Origin of the sequence: Limnohabitans sp. Rim8, from assembly GCF_945869175.1 — a bacterium.
Classification (GTDB): domain Bacteria; phylum Pseudomonadota; class Gammaproteobacteria; order Burkholderiales; family Burkholderiaceae_C; genus Limnohabitans_A.
Genome location: NZ_CAMBNZ010000111.1, coordinates 1 through 7,802 on the forward strand (window position 1 = coordinate 1; position 7,802 = coordinate 7,802).

The window sequence follows — 7,802 nt, forward strand, 5'->3', positions numbered from 1 at the left end:
TTATTTTATTATTTTTACTACTAAATTGACAATAAAAATATCATTACCAATATTTGGTGAAAATTGTCAATTTCGAGGATGCAGGCGGGCGCTGGTCTGGGGCATTCCACCCTATTCAATATGAGGCTTTTGGTGCTACATTGATTCGGTAAGCACCCTTACAACCCCTCAATAAATTCTTGGCCTCATGGTGTAACTAAAATTTAGTTACAATTCTTGACTGCCTTGTCTAGACCACATTGCACAAGCAGACAAAATCATTGAAAAAATCAAGGCCAAACCCACACCGAGCAACATCAAGTGGGACGAGTTGGTTTTGGCCTTGAAGCATCTGGGCTACGCAGTGATCACCAACAGTGGTTCTCGCAGAAAGTTTTACAACGCTGAGAAGGACAACATGATCAGCTTGCACAGACCGCATCCTGGCAATGAGGTGAAGCCTTGTTACATCAGGGATGTCCGGGAAACATTAGAAGAAATTGGCCTCATTTAGGCCGGGAGATGGGTATGACAACACTGGAATACAAAGGCTATCAAGGCTCTGCTGAGATAGACGTTGAGACAGGTCTTTTGATTGGGAAAATTCTGTTTGTGACCGATTTGGTGACATACGAAGCTGCGACTGTGCCTGCGCTTCAAAATGAGTTCCAAACGGCTGTCGACGACTATCTTGAGACTTGCGAGCAGATTGGGCGCGATCCGCAACAGCCTTGCAGTGGCTTGTTCAACGTTCGAGTGGGGCCGGTTTTGCACAGAGCTGCTGCGATTCGTGCTCAGAAGGATGGCGTTAAGTTAAACGCTGTCATCGTGAGCGCTCTTGAGCAATACCTGGCACCTACCACCATCCAACACGCTCACACACACGATCACAACGTCACGGTCAAGCTGGTGTCACTCTCGGGTGTGAAGAGCTTGGTGCCCTATATCTACAGCACGGGTCCGTCGCTGACACAGCAGTTTGGAATGAACACAAATGTCACCCATTGAGCAACCTCTTACGCTTGATCTCAAGTCATTGACTGAGATTTTGATACGCCACTTTGACATCCATGAAGGCATCTACCAATTGAATCTGGGATTCAGAATCGGTGTTGGTGGATTCGCAATGAATGGCGATCCGGGTTCAGCTACCTTACATGGTGCGGTCGTGAGTGTTGAGGGTGTCAACCTCTCTAGGCTTCCAGATGGAATGGATGCGCCTAACGCCGTTGACGCAACAGAAGTAAACCCGGCCCCAAAGCCCAAACCAAGGGCGCGTGCAAAGAAGGCCGTCTAAAACCAATTGTGGACTCGGACCAATGCTGTTGGCATGAACGGTTTTTTGTAGGAGCGGCGCCCCCGCCGCGATAAAGCCTTGAAGACCACCACCCATCGCCCCGAGGACGGGGCTCCCATAAAAAAGCGGCCACCAGGGCCGCTTACTTTTTGACGATGCGGTCGATCTGGCGGTCGAGTTCGGGCCGCTGGTCGAGGGTGAAGCCGCGGTGGGTCCAGAGCACCTGGCCGTCGGGCCCGATCAGGAATGCGCTGGGCATGGTTTTGAGGGCAAAGCGCTTGGCCGATTCGCCCGCCGGGTCAAAGGCCACGGCAAAGGCTGCGGGGTGTTGCTGCAAAAACCGGTCGGCGTCGCGCCGCTGTTGGTCCAGGTTGATGCTGAGCACCGTGAGTTCTGACGGTTTGTAACGGGCTTGCAGGGTGGCCATCCACGGGAAGGACAGCTTGCACGGCCCGCACCAAGAGGCCCAGAAGTCCAGATACACATAGCGCCCGCGCAAATCGGCCAGTTGGGTGACCAGCGGGGTGCCGGGCAAAGCGATGTTCGGAGCAGGCTGGCCCACCTCGACCGCGCCTGCACGCAGCGCCAGCACCAGCAAGGCGCTGGTCACAAGGGTGGGGCCGAAAGGTGCGTACATGGTGTTCAACTGTAAGCCAGTCCAGTCAGTTGCAGGCCGGTGAGCTGGATGTTGGCTTGGTTGGCGTCGGTATTGGCCGCCATGTCGCCCAGGGTGGCGGCGGTGTGGCTGCCGCTGGCGATGAGGTCAGCGAACGATTTTTGGGTGGGCGCGTCGGGCAGCACACCGACCACGTTGCGGTAGAGCAAATCGACCACGGCTTGGGGGCTGGCGTTGGGGCCCAGCGCCACTTGCAGCGCATAGCCCATGAGGGTGGTGGCGTTGTACTGCCCCGAGTCGAGCAAAGACAGGCCAATGCCCACATAGTCGGGCCGCGCTACGGCTGCGGGACCGAACACGGCGCCCAAAATTTTGGCCACGCTGCCGGCATGGCCAGTCAGGTCGAGCGCGAGTTTTTGGTCGGTAAATGTCAGACGCTCCACGTTGGCCAGGCTCACGGTGCCGCTGCCGTCTTGGCGCACCAAGCTGAAGCCGGTGTCGCTGTTTTGCAGCTTGAATTGGCTGGCCACAGCGCTCAGGGCCACGGTGTCGATGCCTGCCAAGCCGTCTACGCTGGCTGAGGGGGTGGTGACGCTCAGGAGGTCGTTTTGGGCGGTCCCGGTGATGGGGGTTGCGGTGGAATTGAAGTAAGTGGCCAAGTCGATCAGGTCACGCTCATCGTTGAAGGCGAGCTTTTCGACGTTGTAGAGCTTGGCGTTCAAGATCTCGCTGGCCCCCGAAATGGAGTCGACCCAAACGGCACCGTCGCTGGCCTGGGTGATGGTGTACCAGCTGCGCGGTGACGTTCCAAAAGACATGGTGTCCACGCCGGCCAAACCGTCGTAAGTGAAGGCCATCGGCAAACGCACGACGGGGGCATCGTTTTGTGGGGTTCCGTAAAAGGTGCTCATGGTGGTGTGCAAAGGGATTGATCGGTGACGCACTGACCGGTGTGGTCAACCGCGATGAAGGCGTGGCCGCTGCGGTGCAAAAAGGCCAGGCCGTCGGCTTCCAGCAGCATGGCGATGGTGGCCACGCAACCAGCCAGAACGGCCAGCGGGGCGGTCACGCTCACGGTGCGCCAATGGTTCACGGGCCAGCCGGTGCGGGGGTTGAGCAGGTGGCAGTAACGTTGGCCATCCACCAACATGAAGCGCTCGTAGTCGCCACTGGTGGCCAGGCCGCCGGTGCTCAGGTGTTGGGTGGCCAACAGTTGCTGGCTTTCGCGCGGGTGCCGAATGCCCATGACCCAGGGCGCGCCGTCGGGCTTGGGGCCCATGAGCCGCATGTCGCCGCCCAGGTTGACGTAGCCGTGTTGCACGCCGGTTTGCACCAGCAAGGCGGCGGCGCGGTCGGCGGCGTATTCTTTGCCAAAACCGCCGAAGTCGAGCGCCATGCCTGCACGGGGCAGGCGGATGCGTGCGCCCTCACGTTGCACTTGCGCCCACCCCACCAGGGGCAGCAGCGCGTCCACCTGCTCGGCACTGGGCAATTGCGCTTGGCCAAAGTTCCAGGCCCGGCGCAGCACGCCCGAGGTGATGTCAAACGCCCCGCTGCTTTGTTGGTGCATCTGGTCGGCAAAGTTGAGCAGCGATTGGATTTCGGCGTCGCAGTCCACCCAGTCGGCGCCCGCTGCGGCGTTGATGCGCGAGACCACGCTGTCGGCCCGGTAACGAGAAAAGGTGCGCTCGACGCGCAGCACTTCGTCAATGCCGGGCTGCGCCAGGCGCTGGGCATCGGCCAAGGTGGGGGCATCAAGCACCACTTCGCAGGTGCAGGCCATGGCGGCAAAGGGGATGCGTTGGACCGGCATGGTATTCAGAACCAGTGGTTCAAAACCAATGGGTCAAGCCCCACGACAGGCTGCGGGCGCGAAAGGGCAACAAGTTGGCGCTGCCTGCGCCCATGGCCCAACGGCCACGCTGCTCATAGTGTTCAAGTTTGAGGTCGATCTGGGTGTCGCGGCTCAGCTGGTGGGTGAGTTTGAACCCCAAGGTGATGGCGCCAAAGGCGGACAAGCGGGAGTCCAGCGATTGGTGGTCCAGGCCCGGGGTGATGCGGGGGCCAAAGGGGCTAATTTTGCCGTCGGACTCGACATAAAACCGCGCTGCGCTTTGGCTGTAATAACGCACGATAGAGCTGACTTTCCACTGCTCGCCCAGGGGCTGAATGTGTTCCATGTCGAGGGTGTGCGCGCGGATTTGCCAGCTGTCTTGAAAGTAACGGTAGGCAGAGCGCATGGTGGCGCCAGAGCCTTCCAGGTGGTGGTTCCAGCGCACTTGCAGGGTTTGGCGGGTGCGCGAGTCGGGGCGCTGGTCAAGCCGTTTGTAGGGGTCTGACAAATAGCCTTGGTTTTGCGACCAGCCGAGGTTGATTTGCACCAAGTCGTTGGGGCTGAGCACTTGGGTCACACCCGCGATCAGGTCAACGGTTTGTTTGGTTTGCGCGCCGGAGGGCAGTTTTTGGATGGGCTTGAGCGGCGTGATGTCGTCATTCGAGACGGCCAGGCCCCAGTTCCAGATGGTGTTTTTGCTGTCGTTGGAGCGGGTGCCGGTGCCGTACACGCTGCGCGAGAGGTAGTCGGCTTCTTTGGAGTGCGAGACCCCGAGCGACCAAGTGCCTTGCGGCAGGTAATGGGTGACCGAAGCGTCGACTGCACGGCGAAAGTCGCGCAAGGGCGTGATGGCCGCGTCGTGGTACGCCGGGGACGCGCCCGAAATGCTGTCGGTGATCAGCGTGCCAGACACCGACCATTGGTCACCCAGCGGCACCAAGGCGCTGAGCGCGGGGGCCCGCACGCGGATGCGTTCTGCGCCGGGCTGGCTGTCCAGATAGTCCAGCACTTTGAACGACACGTAGCCGCGCTCCGGCGCGGTTTCGGCATGGGCTATTGGCGTCACAAGGCACAGACCCGGCAAAGCCATGGCCGCTGCCAGCAGCGCGGTTTGCAGGGAAGGCTCAGTTGCAGCCACAGCCGCCTCCGCCCACACCCGCACCGCCGAGCGCGGATTCTTTGCTGCTGTAGGTGTGTTCTTTGAAAAGTTTGTCAAGCGGGTCGGCATCGAAAGCCATGTCGGGTTTGGCCAGGTGGCCTTTTTCCCAGGGCTGAACGGGCGTGATGGACAGGCAAGCCGACAGGCTGAGCGCCAGGGGCAAGGCCAAAATGACTTTAAACCGCATAGTCCAAGCCCGTTTGCATGAGTCCAGCCAGCTGGATGTTGTCCGTGTTGAAACTGGTGTTGGCAGCCATCCAGGCCAAGCTGTTGAAGGTGTGCACACCGTTGGTGACCAAGCCCTCATAGTAACTGGCCTCAGCTGCGTTGGGCGCGCGGCCGATGAGGTTTTCAAACAACAGCTTGACTTCTGCCTGCACGCTGAAATCGTTACCCAGTCGGAAGTTGAGCGCCTTGTCCATCAGGCTTTCGGGCGTGTCACCCTGGTCCAGCAGGGTGACGCCGATGCCCGCAAAGGTGCGGTCGGCCACAGCTTTTTTGCCGAACACAGCGCCCAACACCTTGGCCACGGTGCTGCCTGTCACCGCCATGTCGAGCGCTACGGCACAGTCGGCAAAAAACACGCGGTGGATGTTTTGCAACTCGTCCGCACCCGATGCGCCATCGACCGACTGGATCAGCACACGACCCGTCTGTTCGTCCACAGACAAGCGGTAGGCCGAGCGCACAGCGGACATTTGCACGGTATTGAAGCCCCCTGCCCCGTCGACCATGTCGTTGCCGGTGCCGGGGGTGAACCGGTTGTTGGCGCTGTTGCCGATGAGCACATCGTCGTACGCGGTGCCCACCACGTCTTCGATGAGGGTGGTGCTGTCGATGTAAAGGTTGTTGAGCGATGCGCCACCGGAGGCCGAAACACCGACCGAGATGAAGCTCCCGGGCACCAATTCGACATAAGCGCCCTGCGAGAGCTTGGACAGATCGAGCGTGTCGTGCCCCGACGCATCGCTGAGCGTGCCCAGTTTGAGGCCCTGCTGGTCGGTCAATGTGTGCCAGTTGTTGCCCGGGGATGGGGTGGCCGCGCCAGGCCCGTACAAGGAACGCAGCGCTTGCAAATCCAGCACGCCGTACCACGACTGCCACAGCCCATTGGGCGACTGAGTTTCAGACATGAGGGTGTAACCGTTGTGGTCCCACCGGCTCAGCAACACCGTGGGGGCGGCAAGGTCGGTTTCGGGGTGCACCAAGCCCAGAGCGTGTCCAATTTCGTGCAGCAGGGCTTGCCAGCCTTCACTGCCTTCGGTCAATTGGGCCAGGCTGTCCACGTCCATCCACACATCACCGGCCAAGTCGCCGTTGGCGGGGTTGGCGGTGAAGGCAATGCCTTTGGTGCTGGTTTGCTGGTTGGCCCCAAAGCGCAACTGACCAAAGGCCGCAGCGGTGTCGGCCACTTCAGTGAAGCGCAGACCTGTTTCTTGGCTCAGGCGCGAAAGGACATTGCGCACGGCAGCTTGGTAACCCGCACTGGCAGCCACAAAACCCGTGGCACCTGCAGCCACAAAATAGGGCGGGGCCACGTCCATGAAGCTGTAGGTGAGCGTCACGCCTTGGGCGTTACTGCTCCAGGCGTCGTTGTTGTTTTGGATCAAGGTTCTCACGCCAACCTTGGAGAAGTCGATCAGGTTGGAGACGTTGAGGTCGGTGTTTTGATTGCCATCCCAAAACCCCAGCGTTTCGACATTCATGACCGTGGCGGTGTAGCCGTTGCGCGCCAAGCTGAAACTGCGTCCATCCCCGGAGATCTGCAGCTGGTAATCGGTCAATTTGCCATGCAGGGTCACACGGTCGTGGCCCAGGCCTAGGTCAATCAAAGCAGTGCCCTGCATCCAAAAGCCGTTGATCCAGGTTTGGTCGTCTAAATCAGAGCCGATAACCCGGTCGCCATGGCGGCCCGAAGTGTGGACGTTGTGGATGTCGACCAAGGTGTCCGTGCTGCCCCACCCGTCTTGGGCCACGCCTGTGGCCAGATTCACATCAATCGCACGGGGTGAGTCCCAATAAACTGCCGCACAGGAGTTATGGCCCGTTTTATTGATGATGGTGTCGTTGCCCGCACCACCCAGCACATTGCTGCCGTTCAGCAATGTGACCGTATCGTTGCCTGCCAAGGCTTTAATGTTGCCCCACGAAACACCTTGGACAACGGTGTAAACATCGTCTTGCTCCGTGAGCAAGATATCAGCCATGCATCACCCCAACCGTTTTTTGGCTGAAATTTTTCAGATTGGGCAAGACCGCGTCGAACGCACTGGTAGGCAAGCCCAACCAGGTCAACAGGTCGGCCGCCACTTGGTCGGTCGACCATTGGGGCACAAAGTAACCGCGTTTGCCGTCGTGGGCGTCGTCAGCCCCCCCCAGCACGGGGCTGGGGAAAGTTTTGCCATACAACTGGCCACCGCTAACGCCTTGGCCCATGACCATCCAGTGGCCACCCCAGGCATGGTCAGAACCGTTGCCTGAAGCCGGGTCTACGGTGCGGTTGAATTCGCTCATGACCAGCACCACCACCTCGTTGGCCATGCCGGCCGCGTTCATGGCTTGGTCAAACGCCACCATGGCCTTGGCCAACTGGACCAACTGGGAGTCCAGGTCCATGTTGCCGCCGTCGTTGGTGGTGTTGCGCTGGTTGGCATGGGTGTCAAACTGGCCCCATTGCGTGTGGTAAATCTGCCGGGATGACCCAGCCGACTTGTAGTACGGCAAGATTTTGGCAATGAACTTCAAACGTTGATCGATTTCGGTGGTGCCAAAGTTGCCCTTGGGCTCTGCGGCCACGCCTTCGGCAATGGCAATTTCTTGTGCATCAGAAAACGCGCCTTTGAAAGTGCGGGCATATTCCGCTTCGACATGGTTGGTCGATTGCAAGCGCCCCAAAGAGGCCAAGGTCTGCGTCCAA

9 protein-coding genes are annotated in these 7,802 nt (G+C 59.4%); 2 read left to right on the plus strand and 7 right to left on the minus strand.

What is annotated here, in order from left to right:
• Positions 1-310: 310 nt before the first annotated feature.
• The gene (locus tag Q0O19_RS14020) at positions 311-493 is read left to right on the plus strand and encodes a type II toxin-antitoxin system HicA family toxin (protein WP_366939091.1); all 183 of its coding nucleotides are present in this window, start codon (positions 311-313) and stop codon (positions 491-493) included.
• Between the two features lie 14 nt (positions 494-507).
• Complete coding sequence (locus tag Q0O19_RS13185) at positions 508-987, plus strand: type II toxin-antitoxin system HicB family antitoxin (RefSeq protein ID WP_295523706.1); 480 nt, start codon at positions 508-510, stop codon at positions 985-987.
• 431 nt (positions 988-1,418) lie between these two features.
• On the opposite strand, the gene Q0O19_RS13190 is transcribed toward Q0O19_RS13185, so the two are convergent.
• The 7 genes from Q0O19_RS13190 to Q0O19_RS13220 all read right to left on the minus strand — a co-directional run.
• Complete coding sequence (locus Q0O19_RS13190) at positions 1,419-1,913, minus strand: TlpA disulfide reductase family protein (RefSeq protein WP_295523707.1); 495 nt, start codon at positions 1,911-1,913, stop codon at positions 1,419-1,421.
• A 5-nt stretch (positions 1,914-1,918) separates the two neighbouring features.
• Positions 1,919-2,803, minus strand: a complete 885-nt coding sequence (locus Q0O19_RS13195) for a hypothetical protein (RefSeq protein WP_295523708.1) — start codon at positions 2,801-2,803, stop codon at positions 1,919-1,921.
• Positions 2,800-3,705 carry an FAD:protein FMN transferase gene (locus Q0O19_RS13200; protein WP_295523709.1) on the minus strand — a complete coding sequence of 302 codons (906 nt, stop codon included), beginning with the start codon at positions 3,703-3,705 and terminating at the stop codon, positions 2,800-2,802. The genes Q0O19_RS13195 and Q0O19_RS13200 overlap by 4 nt, the downstream gene beginning before the upstream one ends.
• A gap of 19 nt (positions 3,706-3,724) precedes the next feature.
• Positions 3,725-4,864: a DUF3570 domain-containing protein gene (locus tag Q0O19_RS13205; protein WP_295523710.1), complete on the minus strand. Its 1,140-nt coding sequence runs from the start codon at positions 4,862-4,864 to the stop codon at positions 3,725-3,727.
• Positions 4,851-5,072, minus strand: a complete 222-nt coding sequence (locus tag Q0O19_RS13210) for a DUF4266 domain-containing protein (RefSeq protein WP_295523711.1) — start codon at positions 5,070-5,072, stop codon at positions 4,851-4,853. Before Q0O19_RS13210 ends, Q0O19_RS13205 begins: the two co-directional genes overlap by 14 nt.
• Complete coding sequence (locus tag Q0O19_RS13215) at positions 5,062-7,092, minus strand: M10 family metallopeptidase (protein WP_295523712.1); 2,031 nt, start codon at positions 7,090-7,092, stop codon at positions 5,062-5,064. The genes Q0O19_RS13210 and Q0O19_RS13215 overlap by 11 nt, the downstream gene beginning before the upstream one ends.
• Positions 7,085-7,802 (minus strand): DUF1501 domain-containing protein (locus tag Q0O19_RS13220; RefSeq protein ID WP_295523713.1); only part of this gene is annotated, 718 nt, incomplete at its 5' end. The genes Q0O19_RS13220 and Q0O19_RS13215, both read right to left, overlap by 8 nt.

What these genes read in the sequence shown, in the direction of transcription:
- Q0O19_RS13200 (WP_295523709.1), bottom strand. Translation starts at nt 3,705, where the DNA reads ATGCCGGTCCAACGCATCCCCTTTGCCGCCATGGCCTGCACCTGCGAA.
- Q0O19_RS13190 (WP_295523707.1), bottom strand. Translation starts at nt 1,913, where the DNA reads ATGTACGCACCTTTCGGCCCCACCCTTGTGACCAGCGCCTTGCTGGTG.
- Q0O19_RS13210 (WP_295523711.1), bottom strand. Translation starts at nt 5,072, where the DNA reads ATGCGGTTTAAAGTCATTTTGGCCTTGCCCCTGGCGCTCAGCCTGTCG.
- Q0O19_RS13185 (WP_295523706.1), top strand. Translation starts at nt 508, where the DNA reads ATGACAACACTGGAATACAAAGGCTATCAAGGCTCTGCTGAGATAGAC.
- Q0O19_RS13215 (WP_295523712.1), bottom strand. Translation starts at nt 7,092, where the DNA reads ATGGCTGATATCTTGCTCACGGAGCAAGACGATGTTTACACCGTTGTC.
- Q0O19_RS13195 (WP_295523708.1), bottom strand. Translation starts at nt 2,803, where the DNA reads ATGAGCACCTTTTACGGAACCCCACAAAACGATGCCCCCGTCGTGCGT.